At 62.2% G+C, this 20,464-nt stretch carries 22 protein-coding genes and 1 other RNA gene; 15 read left to right on the top strand and 8 right to left on the bottom strand.

Features of this window, described 5'->3' with window-relative positions; all coding sequences use genetic code 11:
* Positions 1-51 precede the first annotated feature (51 nt).
* From ndk to ACX3VQ_RS12010, 3 genes are all read right to left on the bottom strand, one after another.
* Positions 52-474, bottom strand: a complete 423-nt coding sequence (gene ndk / locus ACX3VQ_RS12020) for a nucleoside-diphosphate kinase (protein WP_462572438.1) — start codon at positions 472-474, stop codon at positions 52-54.
* A 96-nt stretch (positions 475-570) separates the two neighbouring features.
* Positions 571-1,017, bottom strand: coding sequence for a DNA polymerase III subunit chi (locus ACX3VQ_RS12015; protein ID WP_462572440.1), 447 nt, complete (start codon positions 1,015-1,017; stop codon positions 571-573).
* A 44-nt stretch (positions 1,018-1,061) separates the two neighbouring features.
* A complete protein-coding gene (locus tag ACX3VQ_RS12010) occupies positions 1,062-2,528 on the bottom strand; it encodes a leucyl aminopeptidase (RefSeq protein WP_462581303.1) in 1,467 nt (488 codons plus the stop codon).
* A 114-nt stretch (positions 2,529-2,642) separates the two neighbouring features.
* Here ACX3VQ_RS12010 and ACX3VQ_RS12005 point away from each other — a divergent pair, with 114 nt between their 5' ends.
* The 5 genes from ACX3VQ_RS12005 (at position 2,643) to ACX3VQ_RS11985 (ending at position 8,806) form a co-directional block, all read left to right on the top strand.
* The gene (locus ACX3VQ_RS12005) at positions 2,643-4,958 is read left to right on the top strand and encodes an LPS-assembly protein LptD (protein WP_462581302.1); all 2,316 of its coding nucleotides are present in this window, start codon (positions 2,643-2,645) and stop codon (positions 4,956-4,958) included.
* A 236-nt stretch (positions 4,959-5,194) separates the two neighbouring features.
* Positions 5,195-6,487 carry a peptidylprolyl isomerase gene (locus tag ACX3VQ_RS12000; protein ID WP_462581457.1) on the top strand — a complete coding sequence of 431 codons (1,293 nt, stop codon included), beginning with the start codon at positions 5,195-5,197 and terminating at the stop codon, positions 6,485-6,487.
* 5 nt (positions 6,488-6,492) lie between these two features.
* Positions 6,493-7,515 (top strand): 4-hydroxythreonine-4-phosphate dehydrogenase PdxA, encoded by a 1,023-nt coding sequence (gene pdxA, locus ACX3VQ_RS11995; RefSeq protein ID WP_462581455.1) that lies wholly within the window; start codon positions 6,493-6,495, stop codon positions 7,513-7,515.
* Positions 7,508-8,329 (top strand): 16S rRNA (adenine(1518)-N(6)/adenine(1519)-N(6))-dimethyltransferase RsmA, encoded by an 822-nt coding sequence (gene rsmA / locus ACX3VQ_RS11990; protein WP_462581301.1) that lies wholly within the window; start codon positions 7,508-7,510, stop codon positions 8,327-8,329. Before pdxA ends, rsmA begins: the two co-directional genes overlap by 8 nt.
* A gap of 81 nt (positions 8,330-8,410) precedes the next feature.
* Entirely contained in the window at positions 8,411-8,806 is a 396-nt protein-coding gene (locus tag ACX3VQ_RS11985; protein WP_462581300.1) for a PilZ domain-containing protein, read from the top strand.
* An 8-nt stretch (positions 8,807-8,814) separates the two neighbouring features.
* On the opposite strand, the gene ACX3VQ_RS11980 is transcribed toward ACX3VQ_RS11985, so the two are convergent.
* Entirely contained in the window at positions 8,815-10,926 is a 2,112-nt protein-coding gene (locus tag ACX3VQ_RS11980; RefSeq protein ID WP_462581299.1) for a malate synthase G, read from the bottom strand.
* A 156-nt stretch (positions 10,927-11,082) separates the two neighbouring features.
* Between ACX3VQ_RS11980 and ACX3VQ_RS11975 the strand changes: the two genes are divergently transcribed.
* From ACX3VQ_RS11975 to ACX3VQ_RS11955, 5 genes are all read left to right on the top strand, one after another.
* Entirely contained in the window at positions 11,083-12,297 is a 1,215-nt protein-coding gene (locus ACX3VQ_RS11975) for a hydrolase (protein ID WP_462581298.1), read from the top strand.
* Positions 12,294-13,310: an arginine N-succinyltransferase gene (locus tag ACX3VQ_RS11970; protein WP_462581297.1), complete on the top strand. Its 1,017-nt coding sequence runs from the start codon at positions 12,294-12,296 to the stop codon at positions 13,308-13,310. The genes ACX3VQ_RS11975 and ACX3VQ_RS11970 overlap by 4 nt, the downstream gene beginning before the upstream one ends.
* A 131-nt stretch (positions 13,311-13,441) precedes the next feature.
* Positions 13,442-14,692 carry an N-succinylarginine dihydrolase gene (locus ACX3VQ_RS11965; RefSeq protein WP_462581296.1) on the top strand — a complete coding sequence of 417 codons (1,251 nt, stop codon included), beginning with the start codon at positions 13,442-13,444 and terminating at the stop codon, positions 14,690-14,692.
* An 86-nt stretch (positions 14,693-14,778) separates the two neighbouring features.
* A complete protein-coding gene (locus ACX3VQ_RS11960) occupies positions 14,779-15,024 on the top strand; it encodes a hypothetical protein (protein ID WP_462581295.1) in 246 nt (81 codons plus the stop codon).
* 134 nt (positions 15,025-15,158) lie between these two features.
* The gene (locus ACX3VQ_RS11955) at positions 15,159-15,416 is read left to right on the top strand and encodes a DUF5676 family membrane protein (protein ID WP_462572452.1); all 258 of its coding nucleotides are present in this window, start codon (positions 15,159-15,161) and stop codon (positions 15,414-15,416) included.
* 72 nt (positions 15,417-15,488) lie between these two features.
* On the opposite strand, the gene ssrA is transcribed toward ACX3VQ_RS11955, so the two are convergent.
* Positions 15,489-15,832, bottom strand: a transfer-messenger RNA (tmRNA) gene (gene ssrA, locus ACX3VQ_RS11950).
* Positions 15,833-15,922: 90 nt separating this feature from the next.
* The gene (gene mscL, locus ACX3VQ_RS11945) at positions 15,923-16,351 is read right to left on the bottom strand and encodes a large conductance mechanosensitive channel protein MscL (protein WP_462581294.1); all 429 of its coding nucleotides are present in this window, start codon (positions 16,349-16,351) and stop codon (positions 15,923-15,925) included.
* A gap of 171 nt (positions 16,352-16,522) precedes the next feature.
* Between mscL and ACX3VQ_RS11940 the strand changes: the two genes are divergently transcribed.
* The 5 genes from ACX3VQ_RS11940 to ACX3VQ_RS11920 are packed head-to-tail and all read left to right on the top strand — an operon-like array spanning position 16,523 to position 19,979.
* Positions 16,523-17,125: a LemA family protein gene (locus tag ACX3VQ_RS11940; RefSeq protein ID WP_462572454.1), complete on the top strand. Its 603-nt coding sequence runs from the start codon at positions 16,523-16,525 to the stop codon at positions 17,123-17,125.
* Positions 17,126-17,131: 6 nt separating this feature from the next.
* The gene (locus tag ACX3VQ_RS11935) at positions 17,132-17,941 is read left to right on the top strand and encodes a TPM domain-containing protein (RefSeq protein WP_462581293.1); all 810 of its coding nucleotides are present in this window, start codon (positions 17,132-17,134) and stop codon (positions 17,939-17,941) included.
* The gene (locus ACX3VQ_RS11930; RefSeq protein ID WP_462581292.1) at positions 17,942-18,619 is read left to right on the top strand and encodes a TPM domain-containing protein; all 678 of its coding nucleotides are present in this window, start codon (positions 17,942-17,944) and stop codon (positions 18,617-18,619) included.
* An 11-nt stretch (positions 18,620-18,630) separates the two neighbouring features.
* Positions 18,631-19,191, top strand: a complete 561-nt coding sequence (locus ACX3VQ_RS11925) for an NUDIX hydrolase (protein ID WP_462581291.1) — start codon at positions 18,631-18,633, stop codon at positions 19,189-19,191.
* A gap of 5 nt (positions 19,192-19,196) precedes the next feature.
* Positions 19,197-19,979 carry an SDR family oxidoreductase gene (locus tag ACX3VQ_RS11920; protein ID WP_462581290.1) on the top strand — a complete coding sequence of 261 codons (783 nt, stop codon included), beginning with the start codon at positions 19,197-19,199 and terminating at the stop codon, positions 19,977-19,979.
* A gap of 132 nt (positions 19,980-20,111) precedes the next feature.
* Here the strand turns inward: ACX3VQ_RS11920 and ACX3VQ_RS11915 are convergent, their stop codons facing one another.
* Together ACX3VQ_RS11915 and ACX3VQ_RS11910 are read right to left on the bottom strand one after the other, a co-directional pair.
* A complete protein-coding gene (locus ACX3VQ_RS11915) occupies positions 20,112-20,327 on the bottom strand; it encodes a PspC domain-containing protein (RefSeq protein ID WP_462581289.1) in 216 nt (71 codons plus the stop codon).
* Entirely contained in the window at positions 20,324-20,446 is a 123-nt protein-coding gene (locus ACX3VQ_RS11910) for a hypothetical protein (protein ID WP_462581288.1), read from the bottom strand. Before ACX3VQ_RS11910 ends, ACX3VQ_RS11915 begins: the two co-directional genes overlap by 4 nt.
* Between the last annotated feature and the right edge of the window lie 18 nt (positions 20,447-20,464).

The raw sequence follows: 20,464 nt of genomic DNA, 5'->3' as shown, positions 1-20,464 counted from the left end.
AGGGCCGCCCCAAACGGAGCGGCCCCTTGAAAAGCTTGATACGGCCGGGTTTCAGCCGACGATTTCTTCGGGCTTGAAGAAGAACGCGATCTCGATCGCGGCGTTCTCGTCGCTGTCCGAACCGTGGACCGAATTGGCCTCGATCGATTCCGCATGAGTCTTGCGGATGGTGCCTTCGGCAGCATCGGCCGGATTGGTGGCGCCCATGATGTCACGGTTGCGCTTCACCGCGTCTTCGCCTTCGAGCACCTGCACCACCACCGGGCCGCTGATCATGAAATCGACCAGCTCGCCGAAGAAGGGGCGCTCCTTGTGCACCGCGTAGAAGCCTTCGGCCTGTTCGCGGGTCATGTGGATCCGCTTGGAAGCGACAACACGCAGGCCGGCTTCTTCCAGCATCCTGGTGATCGCGCCGGTCAGGTTGCGGCGCGTGGCATCGGGCTTGATGATCGAAAAGGTGCGGGTAACCGCCATTGTTCGTGTTCCTTGCGATTTGGGGGCTGTTCTGGAGTTGCGCGCGCCACTAGCGCCGTGCTGCAGCCACTGCAAGCCCTGTGCGCAGCGAACGGGTCAACCGCCAGCCCGCCAGCGCCCGCCTTCATCCTGCTTGTGGATCTCGCGCGTCACGCCCTCGGCATCGTCAAGCTCGCGCCACAGCGCGCGCGCTGCCCCGGTTTCCGCTGCACCGAACAGCAGCAGCGCGCGGTCGAATTGCAGCGCTTCGGGGCGCCACTTCCCGTCGGCGAGCAGCACCATGCGGGCACCATTGGCTGCCTCAGCCCGGTCGGAAAGCAGGATCGGCTGGCGTTCGGCGTGCGCGCCATCGGCTTCGCCATTGGCGAGGAATTCTTCCGGCCCGGCGCGCCACAATTCACGCCCGATCACCGCGCGCTGGCCCGGATCCTCGCTCACCACCAACAGGCGCTGGCCCGCTTGTATCACCTTGCGTGCTAGCATCACCGCGACCCGTTCGACCGGATCGCGGCTAAGCTGGTAGAAATCGACGCGCGTCGTCACGCCCGCCTTGCCCCTGCGCACTTCAAGAGCAGGCGCACCGCGGCCTAACCCTTCAGCGCATTGCGGACAAAGCGGTCAAGCAGGCGCACGCCATATCCGGTTGCGCCCTTGTCCCAGGTGCGGCCCGGCTTGTCGGCCCACACCATGCCCGCAATATCGAGATGCGCCCAAGGGGTGCCATTCTCGATGAAACGCTTGAGAAATTGTGCCGCAGTGATCGAACCCGCTTCGCGCGGGCCGATGTTCTTCATGTCCGAAATCGGCGAATCGATCAGCTTGTCATAGGCCGCGCCCAGCGGCATCCGCCATAGCTTGTCGCCCACGCCCTTGCCCGCTTCGAGCAGGTCGTCAGCCAGATCGTCATCATTGGCGAACATGCCGCCATGCTCATGACCGAGCGAGATGATCATGGCTCCGGTCAACGTGGCCAGATCGACGATCAATGAGGGCGAGAATTCGCGCTGGGTCCAGGTCAGCGCATCGCACAGCACCAGCCGCCCTTCGGCATCGGTGTTGAGCACCTCGATCGTCTGGCCGCTCATCGAGGTCACGATATCGCCCGGGCGCTGCGCCTTGCCATCGGGCATGTTCTCGACCAGGCCGACCACGCCGATGATATTGGCCCTGGCCTTGCGTTTCGCGAGCGCCAGCATCGCGCCCGCGACTGCGCCTGCGCCGCCCATGTCCCACTTCATGTCCCACATGCCCGCACCGGGCTTAAGCGAAATCCCGCCGGTGTCGAAGGTTACCCCCTTGCCTACGAAGGCAACCGGCGGATCGCCCGCATTGCCGCCCAGCCACTTGATCGCCAGCAGGCGCGAAGGCTGTTCACTGCCCTGCCCCACGCCCAGCAGCGCGCCCATGCCGAGCTTTTCCATTGCCGCTTCGTCCAGCACCATCAGCTCTGCGCCGGTTCCGGCGAAGCGCTCTTCGCAGCGTTCGACGAAGCTGAGCGGATAAATCTTGTTGGCAGGCTCGGCCACCAGTTCGCGAGTGAACTCTACACCTTCGGCCACCGCGGCCGCATCGGCCCATGCCTGCGCCGCACCATCAGGCGCGGAAATCACGGTTACGGTCGCGAGCGTCCTCTTCTGTTCGTCCTTCATCCGCGTGCGGTATTCGTCATGCCGCCAGCCGCGCAGGCGCAGGCCCAGCAACACGGCCGCGGCACCTGCCGCATCGACCCCGCTGCCCGCGAAATCGAGCACCAGATCGGTCTCGCCCGAAGTAAGATATTTGGCAGCGAGCGCCGCACCGGCCTTTTCCAGCCCTTCTGCGCGCTTGTCAGCCGTGGCGTTGGCATCGCCCATCCCGGCCAGCGCCACGCGAACCACCTGCCCGTCACGTTCAACAAAGCTTTCAAAGAATTGCCCGGCATTGCCCTTGAATCGCGCTGCTGCGGCGCCATCGACAATCGGGCGTTCAAGCCGCGCAGGAAGATCGTCCTTGTTCGCCAGATAGGCTATCAGTCGGGCGTTGGCGGGCGCGGTGTCACTGAAATTAATCTGCATGAGTACTCCGAAAGGGATGATTGCTTGCACAGGCAAGGCGAGCGGAGCGCCGCACAGCGACCCGCCGGTTAATGGCGATTGCGATTAGGCGCGAGCGGTGCGATAGGCAAGACCATGTCCCCGCCGCCGCAGCAATGCCTGCACGCCTCCTTTTGCCGCTTGCCTGTGATCGGCGCCGCCTGTGCCGTTCTGGTACTTGCCGGTGCGTATCCGGCGATGGCGCAGGACGAACAGGCATCCGTCCTGGAAGGCACGCCCCCGCACGCCAGCATGGCGCCGGACCTTGCCGCCGGGGATGCGCCCGGTGATCAGGTGCCCCGCAGTGATGGGCGCACGGTAAAGTTCGAAGCCAACAATCTCGAATATGACAATGAGGCAGATGTCATAACTGCCAGCGGCGATGTGCTGCTTTCGAGCGAAGACCAGTCGGTCCGCGCCGATCAGGTGCGCTGGGACCGGCGCCAGGGCACGATCTATGCCGATGGCAATGTCCGCCTGGTCGATGCCGGCGGGAATCAGCTGTTCACCGAGTCGGTCGAGCTAACCGATCGCTTTGAGGCCGGGGCGATGGGCGAGTTGCTGGTTGCCCTGCGTGCCGGTGGCAGGTTGGCAGCGCGAGCGGGCGAGCGCGGCGAGGATGGCACCGTGGTGTTGCGCGATGCCACCTACGCAGCGTGCCCGGACATCACACCGGAAGGCTGCGGCAGATCGCCAAGCTGGCGCATCACCGCCAGACGGATCGTGTTCGATCCATCCGAAAGCCGGGTCAGTTTCAATGGTGCAGTGCTCGAATTGTTCGGCGCGCGTATCCTGCCGATGCCCGGGCTCGCATTCCGCACAGACGGGCGCGCCGTCTCCGGCTTCATTATGCCCGATCTGCGGGTCTCGCAATCAAACGGCGTTGAAGTCAGCGGCAGCTATTACTGGCGCCTGGCCGACAACATGGACCTGACATTAGGAAGCTATGTCTACACCGAGGTCGCACCGATGGTTTCGGCCGAGTGGCGCCACCAGGTCGACCGCGGCGCCTATCAGATCACCGGCTTTGCCACGCACAGCCGCCGCATTTCCAGCTTTACCGGCGAGCCGGAAACCGAACGCGATCTGCGCGGCTATCTGTTCGCCAATGGCCGCTTCCAGTTCACACCTGAATGGAGCGTAACCGGATCCCTGCGGCGCGCCAGCGACCGCACTTTCCTGCGCCGGTATGACATCAGCCGCGACGACCGCTTGCGCTCGACCGTCAACCTCGAACGGATTGACAGCCAATCCTATTTCTCCCTGGCTGGCTGGGCAACGCAGTCGCTTCGTCTTGAGGCGTCGCAGGGCCAGGTTCCGGTGGCGCTGCCGGTCATGGACTATCGTCGGCGCCTGACCGATCCGATCGTGGGCGGCACAGTCGAATTCCAGGCCAACACGCTCAGTCTGACCCGCCGCGACGGGCAGGATACGCAGCGTGCCTTCGCATCGGCCCGCTGGGACATGCGGCAGCTGACCCCGCTGGGGCAGATCGTGACTGTCACGGCCCTCGCCCGCGGTGACGTTTATCACAGCGACGAGAACTTCCTTACCCCAACAGAAGTCTATCGCGGCAATTCGGGCTGGCAGGGCCGCGCAGTCGCGGTTGGCGCGATCGACGTCGAATGGCCTTTTGTGGGCGAAGCATTTGGCGGCACGCAAGTGCTCAAGCCGCGGCTGCAACTGGTTGCCACGCCGCCGATCCGCAACATGGCGATCCCCAATGAAGATGCGCGCGCAATTGATCTGGAGGATTCGAACCTGTTTGCGCTTAATCGCTTCCCCGGATATGACCGGGTGGAAGATGGGGTGCGGCTGACCTACGGGCTCGATTGGGAGCTTCAGCGCCCCGGCTGGCGGATAAAGAGCACGGTCGGTCAATCCTATCGCTTCGACACAGCAGGAGCGATCCTGCCCGACGGCACCGGCTTGTCGGAGCGCAAGTCTGACTATGTCGGGCGAACCGAGGTGCGCTTCCGCGATTTCGTCAAGTTCACGCACAGGTTTCGCCTTGACAAGGACAAGCTGCAGATCCGCCGCAATGAATTCGATGCGACGGTGGGCGATGAACGCACCTATGTCGAAGTCGGCTATCTTCGCCTCAACCGCAATATCGAGGCATTCGAGGATTTGCAGGACCGCGAGGAATTGCGCGCGGCAGGTCGCCTGGCTTTTGCGAGGTATTGGTCAATTTTCGGCTCTGGCGTCATCAACCTGACTGATCGTGACGAAGATCCGCGCTTTTTAAGCGACGGCTTCGATCCAATCCGCACGCGGCTCGGCATCGCCTATCGCGACGAAACGCTTGAACTGGGCCTGACCTGGCGGCGCGACTTTGTGACCGCTGGCGACGCCCAACGCGGCGATACGTTCCAGCTGACCTTCGCCTTGCGCAACTTCGGGCTGCGCTGATGTGGCAATCGCCGCGTGCCTGCCGGGGGACCGTATTGCAATCCTGCGTTGGCACGCGGGGGCAAACCCGTTATCTGGTCCGCCACTTACCGGCACCCGATCGGCTCAGCCAGCGTTAAGCCGCGGCTTGCCAGTGGTGGAATGACAAATTTGGCGCTGACCAGCGCAGCAGATGGAATGAACGCGTGACACGCATAAAGCTCAATAATGTCCTTTTTTCGCTGGCGGCAGCCGGCATGTTCGCTGCGCCTGCCGGGCTTGGCGCGCAGAATGCCCCGCCGATCGACGATCCGCTGGGGATCCCGGCGAACATCTCGATCATGGGAAAGGCCAATCCCAATGTCCGCACCGCTACCGCAATTGTCAACGGACAGGTCATCACCGGAACCGATGTTGAACAGCGCGTAGCGCTCGTGATTTCGGCGTCACGCAACGAGATCAGCGAAGAGGAAATGCAGCGGCTGCGCACGCAGGTGCTACGAAACCTGATCGACGAGACGCTGCAGATTCAGGCTGCCAGTTCGCAGGAGATCACAGTCTCTCAGGCCGAAGTTGACCAGCGATACAATGCCCTTGCCGCGCAGAATTTCGGCCAGGAACCGGGGGCGATGGATGAATATCTGCGCTCGATCGGATCGTCGCCCGCGTCGCTGAAGCGACAGATCGAAGGCGAGCTTGCGTGGCAGAACCTGCTTCGCCGCAATATTTCGCCGTTCGTCAATGTCTCGGAAGAAGAGGTCAACGAACTGCTCAAGCGGATGGAGGATTCGCGCGGAACGGATGAATTCCGGCTTGGCGAGATCTTCCTTTCGGCTACCCCTGAGAACCGCGATGCTGTGCTCCAGAATGCCCAGCAGATCATGGAACAATTGCAGCAGGGCGGCAGCTTCGTTGCCTATGCGCGGCAATTTTCCGAAGCCTCTACCGCTGCTGTTGGCGGGGATCTGGGTTTCGTGCGGCTGGGCCAGCTGCCCAGCGAACTCGCCGTGGCGGCCCAGCAAATGCAGCCCGGCCAGCTATTTGGCCCGGTCGAGATTCCCGGCGGTTTTTCGATCCTGTACCTGATCGACAAGCGCCAAGTGCTGATGGCTGACCCGCGCGATGCCTTGCTCAGCCTGAAGCAGATCTCGATCAGTTTCGCTCCCGGCCTGACCGACGAAGAAGCCGTCGCACAGGTTGATGCCTTTGCTGCGGGAGTGCAGGCGATGCGCGGCTGCGGCGATGCCGATGCAGCAGCGGCGGCCCTGGGCGCCAATGTCGTTACCAATGACCAGATTCGTGTTCGTGCGCTGCCCGAGCAGCTGCAGAACATCGTGCTCAACCTTCAGCTTGGCCAGTCCACCCCGCCGTTCGGATCAATCGAGGAAGGCGTGCGCGTACTGATGCTGTGCGGACGCGACGATCCGCAGGTCGATAGCGGCCCCAGCTTTGACCAATTGATGGGCCAGCTCGAAGATGAGCGCATCAACAAACGCGCACAGCGTTACCTGCGCGATCTGCGCAACGACGCCTTCATCGAATACAATTGAGCGCTCTGAAGCCCGCGCCGATCGCCGTTTCGCTGGGTGATCCGGCGGGCGTTGGGCCGGAACTGATCATTGCCGCCTGGGCGCTGCGGGCGAAATCGAAGCTGGCCCCGTTTTTCGTGGTTGGCGGGGCAGATATACTCGCCGAAGCAGCGCAAAAGCGAGGCATCGATTGCCCGATAATCGAGATTTCCGAACCGACTGAAACCGCGGCAGCTTTTGCCCGCGGCCTGCCGGTAATCGGCGGCACTTCTACCGCTGGTGCGGCCGCGCGCTATACTCCAGGCCAACCTGACAGTGCGGGTGCGCGGATGGCGCTGGCATCGCTCGGCGAGGCTGCACAGCTCACACTCAGCGGGCGAGCCAGTGCCATGGTGACCGCCCCGATTGCCAAGGCCGAACTGGCCAAGATTGGCTTCGCATTTCCCGGCCAGACAGAGTTTCTCGCCAACGCCTGCGGCGTACCGGAACGTGATGCAGTGATGATGCTGGCAGGGCCAAGCCTGCGAACGGTGCCGCTGACCGTGCACTGTGCGATTGCGGACGTGCCGCGCTTGCTGAGCATCGAGCTGATTTGCCACAAGGCGCGGATTACCGCCGCCGCATTGACGCGCGATTTCGCGATCGAGCGCCCCCGCCTGGCCATTGCCGGGCTCAACCCGCATGCAGGTGAAAACGGGCGCATGGGGCACGAAGAGATCGACATTATCGCGCCCGCTATTGCAGTACTGCGGCAGGAAGGGATCGATGCCACCGGCCCGCATCCTGCCGATACGCTGTTCGCCCCGCACAAGCGCGCCAGCTATGATGTGGCGCTGGCGATGTATCATGACCAGGCGCTGGTCCCGCTGAAAGCGCTCGATTTCGATCAGGGCGTCAATGTCACGCTGGGCCTGCCGATCATCCGAACCTCGCCCGATCACGGCACCGCCTTCGACATCGCGGGCACAGGCTTGGCCGATCCCGGCGCCATGGTGGCGGCGATCCGCATGGCGGGCGAGATGGCAGCGCGGCGATCGGCGCATGGCTGACCTGCCTCCGCTACGCGAAGTCATAGCCAGGCACGGGCTCAGCGCATCCAGGGCGCTGGGGCAGAATTTCCTGTTCGATGCGCAATTGCTTGACCGGATCGCCGCGATTCCCGGCGATCTGAAAGGCAAGGCGGTGCTGGAAGTCGGCCCCGGTCCGGGCGGCCTTACCCGCGCGTTGCTTAAGGCGGGCGCGCGAGTGACCGCGATCGAGATGGACCGGCGCTGCCTTCCCGCGCTGGCCGAACTGGGTGAAGCCTATCCCGGCCAGCTCAACGTGATCGAAGGCGATGCGTTGAAGATCGACCATGGCGCGCTGATGCAGGGTGAACCTTTCGCAGTGGTCGCCAACCTTCCCTACAATGTTGGCACCGCACTATTCGTGAAGTGGCTTGGCGGTGAGAACTGGCCACCGCAGTGGAGTTCACTCACGCTGATGTTCCAGCTCGAGGTTGCGCAGCGGATCGTCGCCCATCCCGGCAACGGCACCTATGGGCGTCTTGCCGTCCTGGCCCAATGGCGTAGTGACGCCAGGCTGGCGATGAAGGTGCATCGCAGCGCCTTCACTCCCCCGCCCAAGGTGATGAGTGCAGTGGTGCATGTAACTCCGGGCGCGGCCCCTGCGGGCGTATCGGCGCGCACGCTCGAACGGCTTACAGAGGCCGCCTTCGGCCAGCGCCGCAAGATGCTGCGCCAAAGCCTGAAAGCTGTACCCGGCGCGCTCAATGCACTGGAAAGGCTGGGAATAGACCCGCAACGCCGCGCCGAAACACTTAGCGTTGAAGACTTTGTCTCGCTCGCCGCCGAATTTGGTTAATTTCGACTAACCTAGCTTGCCAATCCTTCTTCATCGATGTCCTGCCATCACGCTGTTCAAATCAATGGAGAAAAGCGAGCGATGAGCCTGTACGAAGCAAGATTGCGGGCCGCTCAGGCAGAGCGGCGGCGTAACGTCAGGTTCACCATCGACATTCCCGTGTGCTTTCGCACCATCGCAGGCGATCGCCCGTGCCACATGGCCAATATCTCTGACAGTGGGGCAAAGCTGGAAACCAGTGCTCCGCCGCGCGAAGGGGTTACGGGCTGGCTGGTGCTCGGTAATGAAGAGATATTCTGCAAGGTGATCTGGACGAGCGAGACGGCCTGCGGTGTCGAATTCGAACGCACGCTGGGGCAGGACCGGCTGATTGGCATAGCTGGCGAAAAGGTGAGCCAGGGAGGCCCAATCGCCAATGCCGGCAATATTCAGATGGGCCGCCGCCGCGGCGGGCGGCTGGTCGCAAGCGGCGGCTGAACCGGTATCTAACCCGCCTTCCTGACCTGTCGCCAGTGGTGCAGCAGCGGTTCGGTATAGCCCGAAGGCTGCCCGACGCCCTTGAACACCAGATCACAGGCGGCGCGGAAGGCAGGGCCGTCCTCATTGCCGACCAGCGGCGTGTAGAGCGGATCACCGGCGTTCTGGCCATCCACCTTGGCCGCCATGCGCCGCAGCGAATCCATCACCTGGTCTTTGCTGACCACGCCGTGCAGCAGCCAGTTGGCCATATGCTGCGAGCTGATGCGCAAGGTCGCGCGGTCTTCCATCAGGCCGACATCGTTGATGTCAGGTACCTTTGAGCAACCCACGCCCTGGTCGATCCAGCGCACGACATAGCCCAGCAGCCCTTGCGCATTGTTGTCCAGTTCCTCGCGCAGCTCATCTTCGGACCAGTTGGTGCCTTCGGCGAGCGGAATGGTGAGCAGATCGCCCAGCGGCGGAATCTCGCCCAGCCCGGCCTGCTCGGCAAAGACATTGCACTGGTGGTAATGCAGCGCGTGGAGCGTTGCCGCAGTGGGTGAAGGCACCCAGGCGGTGTTCGCGCCCGCCTTGAGGTGGCCGATCTTCTCTACCATCATCTGCTTCATCAGATCGGGCGCGGGCCACATCCCCTTGCCGATCTGCGCGCGGCCCGAAAGCCCATGCCTGAGGCCGATGGCGACATTGCGTTTCTCATAGGCGGCGAGCCATTTCGATGCCTTAATCTCCGCCTTGCGGATCATCGGCCCGGCCTGCATCGAGGTGTGGATCTCGTCCCCCGTGCGGTCGAGGAAGCCGGTGTTGATGAACACCACACGGTCCTTCACCGCCGCTATACAGGCACCGAGATTGGCGGAGGTACGGCGCTCCTCGTCCATCACGCCAACCTTGATCGTGTGACGGGGGAGCGCCAGCAGGTCCTCCACCGCATCGAACAGATCATTGGTAAAGGCGCATTCCTCCGGCCCGTGCATCTTGGGCTTGACGATATAGATGCTGCCCGTCTTCGAGTTTCGATAGCGACCGTGACCTTCGACATCGAGCGCGCCGATTGCGCTGGTGAAGACTGCGTCCATGATACCTTCCGGCACCTCGCCGCCATCAGCCAGCCTGATCGCGGGATTGGTCATCAGATGGCCGACATTGCGCACGAACAGCAGGCTGCGCCCGGGCAGGCTGTGTGTGTTGCCGCCTTTATCAGTGTAATTCACGTCTTCAGCGAGCTTGCGGGTGAGCGTGCGCCCACCCTTGTCGAAGCTTTCCTCCAGATCGCCGCGGATCACGCCGAGCCAGTTGGAATAGGCCATGAGCTTGTCTTCGGCATCGACCGCAGCGACCGAATCCTCGCAGTCGCAGATCGTGGTCAGCGCGGCCTCGCAGATGATGTCAGCAATGCCCGCCTTGTCGGTCTTGCCGACCGGATGATCGCGGTCGAACACCACTTCGATATGCAGGCCGTTGTTCCTGAACAGCAGCCCGCGTCCGGTCTTGCCGATATACTGGCTTTCGTCCTGCAGCTTGCCATCATGCTCGTCAGCAACATCGGCCCAGCTCTGGTCCACCAGCGGCAGCGCTTGATCCAGAAATTCACGCCCGCGCGCGATCACCGCAGCGCCGCGTTCCTCGTCATAGCTGCCTGGCCGCGCAGGCGGCGCATTGAGTGCGTCGGTGCCATAGAAGGCGTCATACAGGCTGCCCCAGCGCGCATTGGCAGCGTTGAGCAGGAAGCGCGCATTGAGCATCGGCACTACCAGCTGCGGCCCGGCCATCGTCGCAATTTCGGGATCGACATTCTGCGTGCCGATAATGAAATCATCCGGTTCGGGCACAAGATAGCCAATCTCGCGCAGGAAGGCCTGGTATTCCTGGCTGTCGAGCCGCTTGCCGCGCCGTTCCCTGTGCCAGGCGTCGATCATGGCCTGCAGTTCGTCGCGCTTCGCCAGCAGCGCGCGGTTGCGCGGCGCGAAGGTGCCTAGAAGCGCAGCAAAGCCACTCCAGAAAGCCGCGACATCGCGCCCCAGCGGGCGCAAGACTTCACCTTCGATGAATTGGGCAAGCCTCGAATCGATCTCGATCCCGGCGCGGTTGACATATTCGCTCACAGATTCCTCGCACATTGGGCTCGCCGGCGCGCGGCAAGCGGGTTTTCAGCCAGTTTCCCGGGGAGGATTGGCGCGGGCTATGGCCAAAGCGCCCCGTCATTGCAACCGCTAACAGGAGTTTGCGCAGTGGCATCTTGGCCTTGGCCCGCCGCGCCGCTAGAGCGGTAACAGATGCAACAAACCTCAACCACCAGCGCCGCCGCCCTGGCCGAGCGGATCGATGGCACTGCCATGCTCGGGCAGGTGCAGGAATGGGGCGCGATCAACACCGGCACCGCCAATCTGGAAGGGCTGGCAAGGCAGGCCGAAGCGCTGGTGGATGCCTTTTCCGCATTGCCGGGCGAAATCGAGCTGGTCGATCCGGCGCCGGTTACCGCGATCGACAGCACGGGCCGCGAGTTCGCAAAGCCGCATGGGCGGCACATGGTGCTGCGGGTGCGCCCCCAGGCCAATCGCCGCCTGCTGTTCACTGGACACATGGACACCGTGTTTCCGGCGGACCACCCGTTCCAGCAGCAGCAATGGCTCAGCGATGACACGCTAAACGGCCCCGGCGTGGCCGATATGAAGGGCGGGATCGCGGTAATCCTCCACGCGCTGAAGGCGGTCGAGGCAACGGGCGCGATCGGCTCGCTCGGCTATGACGTGATGATCAATTCTGACGAGGAAACCGGCTCGCTGGCGAGCGCTGGTTTGATCGCCGAACTGGCGCAGGGGAAGCTAGCCGCGCTGACTTATGAACCCTCGGCCTTGCCTGACGGTACCCTGGCGCATGAGCGCGGCGGCACGGGGAATTATTCGATAAGCTTCACCGGCAAAAGTGCACATGCCGGGCGCAACCCGCATGAGGGCCGCAATGCGATCGTAGCGGCGGCGGATCTGATCTTGCGGCTGAAGGCGATGGAACATGCTGACCTGACCGTGAACCCGGCCAAGCTGGAAGGCGGCGCGGCGAACAATGTCGTGCCCGATAACGCAGTGCTGCGCTTCAACATCCGCCCCAAATCGACCGCGGCGATGGAAGCGTTCGAGCGCGATCTCGCCGAAGTCCTGCACGCGATCGAGCGCAAGCACGAAGTTGGCGTCCACCGCCATGGCGGCGTTACCCGTCCGCCCAAGAGAGTTGACGCGCGCGCGCAAGCGCTGTTCGATCTGGTCAAGGCATGCGGCGCCGAGCTGGGCCAGGACATCCGCTGGCAATCTACCGGCGGCGTGTGCGACGGCAACAATATCGCCGCCTGCGGCGTGCCCGTGGTCGATACGATGGGCGTGCGCGGGGGCGCGATCCATTCGCCGCAGGAATTCCTGATCGTGCCCAGCCTGGCCGAACGTGCCGCACTTTCCGCTCTAGTCATCACCCGCATTGCCAATGGAGAACTCTATTGACCTTCCGCCTGCGCGCCGCGCGCGCTGACGATCTTGAACCGCTGTATGAAATGGCCAAGCTAACCGGCGGCGGCTTTACCAATTTGCCGCCCGATCGCTCTGCGCTGGCCGCCAAGCTGGCGCGCGCCAGCGAGGGCTTCGCCAATGACAGCGATGAACTGGCTGACGAGCAATTCGTGCTGGTACTGGAGAATGCCGAGACGGGCACCATTCGCGGCACCTGCCAATTGATGACCAATGTTGGCCAGCGTTGGCCGTTCTATTCCTATCGCCTCAACACGCTGACCCAATATTCGCAGGAACTTGACCGCACGGTGCGCGCCGAACTGCTGAGCCTGGTCACCGATCTTGAAGGATCGAGCGAAGTCGGCGGACTGTTCCTGCACCCAAATGAGCGCGCTGGCGGACTGGGCCTGCTGCTCGCACGCAGCCGCTATCTGTTCATCGCCATGCATCGCCGCCGCTTTGCCGACCGTGTGCTGGCCGAGCTGCGCGGGATCATCGACGAGCGCGGCGGATCGCCCTTCTGGGACGGGGTTGCGGGCCGCTTTTTCGGGATGAACTTCCAGGAAGCAGACTATTTCAATGCCATCAACGGCAACCAGTTCATTGCCGATCTGATGCCCAAGCACCCGGTTTATATCGCCATGCTTAACGACGATGCCCGCAGCGTGATCGGCGTGCCCCACCCTACCGGTCGCGCCGCAATGCGCATGCTCGAGAACGAGGGATTCCGCTACGAGCAATATGTCGACATTTTCGATGGCGGGCCCACCATGACAGCGCGGACTGACGAAGTGAAAAGCGTCAAGGAAGCGCAAGCGCACCAGGTTTCCGACGTCAATCTGGATCAGGGCGAACGCGCGATCCTGGCCACTGGAAGGCTCAGCAGCTTTCGCGCTTGCTACGGCGCGCGCAAGATCAAGAAGGATGGCACGATTTCGATCGATTCCTCAGCTGCCGATGCACTTGATGTAAAGCGCGGCGACACGGTGTGGAGCGTGGTCCGATGATTGGAATTCGTCATTACGAGCCGCAGGCGAAGCAATCCATGGCCAAAGTTAGCGACCTGACGCGACCTCACTTCATGGATTGCCGCGTCGCACTCCGGGCTCCTCGCAATGACGATCAAAGGTATTTTTGAATGCGGCTCACTGAAATCAATTTTGACGGGATCGTGGGCCCTTCGCACAATTATGCGGGCCTCAGTCTGGGAAATATCGCCAGCGCCAGCCACAAGGGGGATTCCAGCTATCCGCGCGCCGCTGCCTTGCAGGGCATAGCCAAGATGCGCGGCAATCTGGCGCGATTGGGCGTGCAGGGCTTCCTGCTGCCCCTGCCCCGCCCCAATGACGCCTTGCTGCGCGCGCTGGCGGTGGACGAGAGCGCCGAACGCGCGCTGCTCGCCGCCGCCTGGTCAGCCTCCTCGATGTGGACCGCCAATGCCGCGACCGTCAGCCCCGCGCCCGACACCGCCGACGGCAAGTGCCACTTTACCCCGGCGAACCTCGTCACCATGGTCCACCGGGCACAGGAATGGCCCGACACCAAGCGGCAGCTCGATATCGCTTTTAGCAATCGCGAGTATTTCACCGTGCATGATGCGGTGCCGCCCAGTTTCGGCGACGAGGGCGCGGCCAACCACATGCGGCTGTGCGCCGGGCATGGCGAAGCAGGGGTCGAGGTGTTCGTCTATGGCGAACGCGGCGGCAGATTTCCCGCCCGCCAGCATATCGAGGCCAGCCGCGCAGTCGCCCGCCTGCATCGGCTTGATCCGGCACGCACCGTGTTTGTGGAACAGAACCCGGCAGCGATCGAGGCCGGCGCGTTCCACAATGATGTGGTCGCGGTGGCCAATGAGAATGTGATCTTCGCGCATGAACTCGCCTTTGCCGACCGGCAGGGCGCCTATGATGCGATGCGCAAAGCCTTCCCTGCGCTCCAGGTAGTCGAAGTGCCGGACAGCGCGGTGAGCCTGGCCGAAGCGATCAAGACATACCTGTTCAATGCGCAGCTCGTCACCCTGCCCGAAGGCGGGATGGCGCTGATCGTGCCTGAGGAATGCCGCGATTCGCCCAGCGTCTGGCGCTGGTGCGAGGCGATGATGGCATCAAACGGCCCGATCCGGCAGGTGATACCGGTCGACGTGCGCCAGTCGATGGCCAATGGTGGTGGGCCCGCCTGCCTGCGGCTGCGTGTGGTGGCCGATCCGTCCGCGATCGATCCGCGCTTCCTGCTTGATGAGGCCAAGGCCGCCCGAATCGAGTCGGTTATCGCCGCGAACTGGCCTGAGCAGGTCGATCCGGCCGATCTCGGTAGCGAAACGCTGAAGAACAGTGTCACATCGGCACGTTTTGCCCTACTCGAAGCGCTGGAACTCACCGAACTAGGTTAACGCACTGGACAGCGCACTGGTAATCCATAGGATAACCTTTTGTTAACCAGTCGCACCCTGTGCGGCGAAATGGCGAAAGGGCAAACATGCTGCGCAAGATCGGTCGGCTGTTCGTGATCAAGACGCGCTGGGAAGCGTATCTGATCATCTATGCCCTGGCCTTGGGCGCAATGACCCGCGGCGCGCACTACACAGTGCAATATCCCGGTGTTGGCGGCTATCTGCTGTTCGCAGCCACCGCAGGCGCGGTGTTCCTGGGCGGCGCAAAGATCCTCGACGCAATCCGCTATGAGCAGGAAAAGCGCGAGCGCGAGGCAAACGCCCAGGATTAATGGGCAGGTAGCCTGCGAAAACGCGCCCTTCGCGTCATTACCTGCATTCTCCTGACTTTGCGCCGATATCAAAGCAATCAGACTCGGCCCTATGCAACTGTGATATACGGTCCGCATTGGATAGGAGAACGATCATGAAAATCGACTCAAACAAATTTGGCCTCGCGACATTGCTCGTCTTTGCTGTGTTCTGGGTTATCTGCAGCGCGTTTGTAGCGGCGATGCCGATGCCGATGATGCAGATGAGCGGGCACATGGTTCATGCCGATTTCGGCCAAATGGCCTGGCAGTTGAACTGGGGCGGATTCTTCTATGGCCTGATAGCCTGGTCAGTCATTGCGGGCGTTGCGGCCTGGGCAATAGCAAGTGTTTACAATTGGCTGCTTGACTGAGGCGAGTATCGCGCTGCCGCCTGACGGCAAAATGGGTGGAGGGATTCTGTTGCTACGTTCCCTCCGGACGCCCGGTATCCGTTCTGTTGCCCGGTCGGTCCAACCGCGCTTTAGCTTTGTAAATTCAGGCCGTTAGGCCGTCACATTACGCAGCAATAGCGAGTGCTTCGTTATCGTTGGCACTTGTGTGTTTTGAACAGTTTTACGGGGTACTCAGCCCGGGCAAAAACAACGTCTTTCAACACACGTCGATCCTGGTTCGGCCCCGTCATAAGCCCCGGAAATTGCCGGGTTTTGTGGTGGAGCCGCCGGGTACTGCCCCCGGGTCCGTTGTGCCTATTGCACGCCGCAATTTATCGCCATAGTCGGTTGCCCGACACGCCCTATATAGCGAGAAAATGCTGAACTTAAAGTGTATCGTCATTGCGAGGAGCCGCAGGCGACGCGGCAATCCAGAAAGTTGCACACTGGATTGCTTCGCTCCGCTCGCAATGACGAAGGGAAATCTACTTCTTCAGCGCGTCCCTGATCTCGATCAGCAGGTCGATCTCCGATGGGCCAGCGGGTTCTTCGGCTGCGGGTTCTTCCTTCTTTTCGAAACGCTCCTTCACCTTGTTGGTATAACGCACCAGCAGGAAGATTATGAGCGCCAGGATCAGGAAGTTGATGATCGAGGTGACGAAGGCGCCCCAAGCCAGCACATTGGCGCCCGCTTCGCGCGCCGCCGCAAGGGTCATGCCCACCTCCACTTCACCGCTCAGGACCAGATACTTGTCGCTGAAATCGACATTGCCGAACACCGCGCCGACAATCGGCATGATCACGTCTGACGTCATCGATGCCACGATCACCGCAAAGGCCCCGGCGATGATGACCGCCACGGCCAGTTCCAGCACATTGCCCTTGGCAATGAATTCCTTGAATTCCGACAGCATCCTGTCCTCCTCTGATCCCTTGGTGCTGGGCAATCTTGCACTGTGCCAGGTGCTTGCCAAGTCCGCAGCTCGCTCGATTTTCCACACATTGAAATTGATCGGGGGTGCTCTATATCTGCAATACAGGTATGTCAGGCCCACTCCCTTGGGCCTTTTCAGAGAGGGTTTTCGATGAATTTCACTTCATTTCGCCGCTTGGTGCTGGTTGCGGCCGCTTCGCTGGGGCTTGCGTCCTGCGGCATCAACTCGGTCCCTACCGCTGAAGAAAATGCCAAGGCCAAATGGGCCGATGTCGAGGCGCAGTTCCAGCGCCGCGCCAACCTCATCCCCAACCTTGCCGAAGTGGCGCAAGGCGCGGCTGAGAATGAGCGCGGTATCCTGACCGAAGTGACCGAAGCGCGTGCGCGCGCCACCAGCATCAATATCGATGCCAACGATCTGGGCGATGCCGAAAAAATGGCCGAGTTCCAGGCTGCTCAGGCACAGCTGGGCCAGGGTCTTGGTCGGCTTCTGGCGAGCTTTGAAGCCTATCCCACGATCCAGTCAAACCAGAATTTCCTTGCGCTGCAGAGCCAGCTCGAAGGCACGGAAAACCGCATTGCGGTGGCCATTCGCGACTATAATGAAGCGGTGCGCCAGTATAACACCACCATCCGCACCTTTCCCGACATCATCGGCGCGACGGTGATCCACGGGGCCGAGCCGCTGGTGCCATATGAGGCTGTGAGCGAAGGTGCTGAGGTCGCGCCCGAGCTTGACCTGACTTCGAACTAAGCGCCGGTGCTTCGCTCGATCATTGCTCTCGCCGCAACTCTAGCGGCGCTGATCGCGTCTCCCTTGGCAGCGCAGCCGGAATTTCCGGCGCTGTCGGGGCGCGTGGTCGACGCTGCTGATATCATTCCTGAGCAGGTCGAGGCCGAACTGGTCCAGAAGCTGGAAGCGCTCGAAGCACAATCGCAGCGCCAGCTTGTCGTCGCCACCGTGCCCGATCTGCAGGGCTATGACATTTCCGACTATGGCTATCAGCTTGGGCGCGCCTGGGGCATCGGCGATGCGGAGCGTAACGACGGCGCGCTGCTGATCGTCGCCCCCAATGAACGCAAGGTGCGGATCGAAGTGGGCTATGGCCTCGAAGGCTATCTCACCGATGCGCTGTCCGCGCTGATCATCCAGAATGCGGTGCTGCCGCGTTTCCGCGAGGGCGACATGCCCGGCGGGATCGTGGCAGGCGCTGATGCAATCATCCAGCAGCTGCAATTGCCCGAGGACGAGGCACGCCAGATTGCCGCCGAAGCGGGCCAGGCGCGCGAGCGCGACAGCGGCTTCCCGGTCGGCGCACTGATCTGGTTTGCGATCATTTTCTTCTTCTTCATCCTTCCGATGCTGCGCGGGCGGCGGCGCAAGCGGCGCTATCGCGGCGTGAGCGACACGGTGGGTGACATCATCCTGTGGGAAGTGGGCAGCGCGATCGTGCGCGGGGCGCTTTCCGATGGCGATGGCTGGGGCGGCGGCGGCGGTTTCGGCGGCGGCGGCGGCTTTTCCGGCGGCGGCGGCAGTTTCGGGGGCGGCGGCGCCTCGGGGGGTTGGTAGATGGGACGCTATCTGACACCAGAGCAACACAAGATCGTGTCTGACGCGGTTGGCGCGGCAGAGTTGACCACCAGCGGCGAAATCGTGACCGTCCTGGCCGACAGGTCTGACGGTTACAGCGACGTCGCGCTGCTGTGGGCCGCAGTCGCCAGCTTTACCGCTATGAGCCTGTTTGCACTCTTTCCCCTGCACTTCATGGATCTGTGGGACGCGTTAATCGGCGGCTGGATGCACGAATGGACCACAGGCGAACTGGCCAGCATGACCATTGCACTTGGCCTGATCGCCTTTGCCGCGATGTGGGCGGTGCAATTATGGGATCCGCTCAAATTCGCGTTGATCCCCTCCCCGCTCAAAACCGCCCGTGCGCATGAGGCCGCGATCAGGCACTTCAAGGTCGGCGCAGAGCGGCGCACGCATGGCCGCACCGGAGTGCTGATCTATCTCTCCATGCGCGAACACCGCGCGGAGATCGTGGCAGATGAACCGATCGCGGCCAAAGTTCCTGCCGAGGTGTGGGGCGAGGCGATGGCCGACATGCTGAAGGATATCGGCCAGGGCAGCATCGCCGAAGGAATGGCTGCGGGCGTGCGCGATGTGGCCAGGGTGCTGGCCGAACATTTCCCGTCCGGCGCAAATGACCGCAACGAGTTGCCTGACCGCCTGATCGAAGTCTAAACGCTCCATCCATGAGCGATCCTGACGCGAACAAGCCCGAAAACATCGAATGGCAGGGCAGATTCATCACCGCCAAGACCCGCGGGCGGTGGGAATATGTTGCCCGCGCGCGCGGCATCCGTGCCGCCGCGATCATCGCGATCGACGATGACGGCCATGTCATACTGGTGGAGCAATATCGCGTGCCGCTGGGCCGGATCTGCCTTGAAATTCCTGCCGGGTTGATCGGCGATGATGAAGGCAAGGCGGGCGAGGCGGCAAAAGATGCCGCAATGCGCGAGCTGGAGGAAGAAACCGGCTATCGCGCCGCCCGGATGGAAAACCTGGGGGAATTCTATTCCTCGCCCGGCATGGTGTCCGAAAGCTTCACCCTGCTGCGGGCGCATGGCCTGACCAAGGTCGGCGAAGGTGGCGGCACCGCCAGCGAGGATATCACCGTACACCGCGTAAAATTGTGCGAGCTGCCGCAATTCGTTGCGGATTGGCGCGCGAAGGGCCACGGTGTCGACGTGCGCATAGCCCTGTTCTTAATGGGTGGGCAGTTGGCGGCAGGATTTATCGGAGAGGATTGAGACTTATGGCAGGAAGATGTGCGGGCAAGCTCGCTTTGGTAACGGGCGCGGCACAGGGGCTGGGCGCAGCGCATTCGCGGCGGCTGGCGGAAGAAGGCGCGCGCGTGCTGCTGACCGACATCAACTGGGCGGGTGCGCAGGAAACCGCCGATGCGATCAACGCCGACCTTGGCGCAGGCACAGCCTTTGCCATCCAGCATGACGTAACCGACCGCGCGCAGTGGGACACCGCCGTCGATGCCGCACGCGAACATATTGGCGGGCTCAACGTGCTGGTCAACAACGCCGGAATCGGTGTGGGTGGCAATATCGAAACCTGCAAGTTCGAAGACTGGAAGCGCTGCTTTTCGGTCAATGTCGATTCGATCTTTCACGGCTGCCAGGCGGCCTTGCCATTGATGCGCGAACACGCGCCAGGTTCGATCATCAACATCAGTTCGATCGCGGGCCTGATCGCCAGTGACACCATGCCGGCCTATAATTCCTCCAAGGCAGCAGTGTGGATGCTGTCGAAATCGATCGCGCTGCATTGCGCCAAGAACAACATGCAGATCCGTTGCAATTCGGTGCACCCGACCTTTGTCGACACGCCGATCCTTGATGGCACCGCGCGGCACCACAATCTCGACAAGGGTGTGCTGCTGGAAAAGCTGGCGCGGCAGATTCCGCTCAAATTCGTGGGCGAGCCCAATGACATCGCCAATGCTGTGGTTTATCTCGCCAGCGACGAAAGCCGCTTTATGACCGGGGCCGAAATCAAGCTCGATGGCGGTATTTCGGCGATGTAAGCGACTTGATGTAAGCGACTTGATGCGTCGCTGAAACGAAAGAGGGGCCAAGCTGGCCCCTCCCGGTTTTCCATAAGTCTGTGAAAGGCGCGGCTGCCCTGAAAACCGGGTCAGCTTAAAGTCGCCGCTCCTTCAATCTGCGATCAGCGCGATCGCCAGGTAGATCAGGATGAAGCTGCCGAAGCCGATCAGCGTACCCAGCGCAAAGCCGAGGCGGACGACCAACGGGTCGATCCCGAAATAATTGCCGATCCCGGCGCAAACGCCGAAGATCTTGCCATCGGCCTTGTCGAGGTGGAAGCCGCCGTTCGGCGTGCTCACTACTGGTTTGTGGTCGAGCTTGCTCATGCGACAACTCCTGTCATCGGGGTGGCATAATCGATCAGCGTCGCCATGATAACGGTAGTGAAGGCGAACGACATGACAGCGGCGAAGATGCGATTGCCGATATCTGAACGGGGAAACATGGGGTTACTCCTTGGAAT

It is taken from the genome of Altererythrobacter chaiwopuensis (assembly GCF_054957735.1).
This window is presented reverse-complemented; position numbering and strand designations above follow the sequence as displayed.

Coding starts and splice junctions, on each gene's coding strand:
- ndk (WP_462572438.1), bottom strand. CDS start 474: ATGGCGGTTACCCGCACCTTTTCGATCATCAAGCCCGATGCCACGCGC.
- ACX3VQ_RS12010 (WP_462581303.1), bottom strand. CDS start 2,528: ATGCAGATTAATTTCAGTGACACCGCGCCCGCCAACGCCCGACTGATA.
- ACX3VQ_RS12005 (WP_462581302.1), top strand. CDS start 2,643: ATGTCCCCGCCGCCGCAGCAATGCCTGCACGCCTCCTTTTGCCGCTTG.
- ACX3VQ_RS12000 (WP_462581457.1), top strand. CDS start 5,195: ATGTTCGCTGCGCCTGCCGGGCTTGGCGCGCAGAATGCCCCGCCGATC.
- rsmA (WP_462581301.1), top strand. CDS start 7,508: ATGGCTGACCTGCCTCCGCTACGCGAAGTCATAGCCAGGCACGGGCTC.
- ACX3VQ_RS11985 (WP_462581300.1), top strand. CDS start 8,411: ATGAGCCTGTACGAAGCAAGATTGCGGGCCGCTCAGGCAGAGCGGCGG.
- ACX3VQ_RS11980 (WP_462581299.1), bottom strand. CDS start 10,926: ATGTGCGAGGAATCTGTGAGCGAATATGTCAACCGCGCCGGGATCGAG.
- ACX3VQ_RS11975 (WP_462581298.1), top strand. CDS start 11,083: ATGCAACAAACCTCAACCACCAGCGCCGCCGCCCTGGCCGAGCGGATC.
- ACX3VQ_RS11965 (WP_462581296.1), top strand. CDS start 13,442: ATGCGGCTCACTGAAATCAATTTTGACGGGATCGTGGGCCCTTCGCAC.
- ACX3VQ_RS11960 (WP_462581295.1), top strand. CDS start 14,779: ATGCTGCGCAAGATCGGTCGGCTGTTCGTGATCAAGACGCGCTGGGAA.
- ACX3VQ_RS11955 (WP_462572452.1), top strand. CDS start 15,159: ATGAAAATCGACTCAAACAAATTTGGCCTCGCGACATTGCTCGTCTTT.
- mscL (WP_462581294.1), bottom strand. CDS start 16,351: ATGCTGTCGGAATTCAAGGAATTCATTGCCAAGGGCAATGTGCTGGAA.
- ACX3VQ_RS11940 (WP_462572454.1), top strand. CDS start 16,523: ATGAATTTCACTTCATTTCGCCGCTTGGTGCTGGTTGCGGCCGCTTCG.
- ACX3VQ_RS11930 (WP_462581292.1), top strand. CDS start 17,942: ATGGGACGCTATCTGACACCAGAGCAACACAAGATCGTGTCTGACGCG.
- ACX3VQ_RS11925 (WP_462581291.1), top strand. CDS start 18,631: ATGAGCGATCCTGACGCGAACAAGCCCGAAAACATCGAATGGCAGGGC.
- ACX3VQ_RS11920 (WP_462581290.1), top strand. CDS start 19,197: ATGGCAGGAAGATGTGCGGGCAAGCTCGCTTTGGTAACGGGCGCGGCA.
- ACX3VQ_RS11915 (WP_462581289.1), bottom strand. CDS start 20,327: ATGAGCAAGCTCGACCACAAACCAGTAGTGAGCACGCCGAACGGCGGC.
- ACX3VQ_RS11910 (WP_462581288.1), bottom strand. CDS start 20,446: ATGTTTCCCCGTTCAGATATCGGCAATCGCATCTTCGCCGCTGTCATG.